Here is a 307-nt window from a genome sequence, read left to right on the forward strand (position 1 = left end):
TTATGGGAATATGGTGGGCCCTAGTGGACTCGAACCACCGACCTCACCCTTATCAGGGGTGCGCTCTAACCAGCTGAGCTAAGGGCCCATAACAGATATTTATTTGTGAACCCAAAAATGGGCTGCGCTTGGCGACGTCCTACTCTCCCAGGACCCTTCGGTCCAAGTACCATCGGCGCTGGAGGGCTTAACGGTCGTGTTCGGGATGGGTACGCGTGGAACCCCTCCGCCATCATCACCAAACGCATGAGAGTTTGAACTCTCAAAACTGACCAACGAGTGAGTAACTTTGCTAACCTGAGTTAGC

At 53.4% G+C, this 307-nt stretch carries 1 tRNA gene and 1 rRNA gene; both read right to left on the minus strand.

Features of this window, described 5'->3' with window-relative positions:
• Positions 1–11: 11 nt before the first annotated feature.
• Positions 12–88: transfer RNA gene (locus tag M0651_RS23975), tRNA-Ile, on the minus strand.
• A 38-nt stretch (positions 89–126) separates the two neighbouring features.
• A 5S ribosomal RNA gene (gene rrf / locus M0651_RS23980) occupies positions 127–243 on the minus strand.
• Positions 244–307 lie beyond the last annotated feature (64 nt).

Source organism: Paenibacillus mellifer (assembly GCF_023195895.1).
In the GTDB taxonomy this organism is placed as follows: domain Bacteria; phylum Bacillota; class Bacilli; order Paenibacillales; family Paenibacillaceae; genus Fontibacillus; species Fontibacillus mellifer.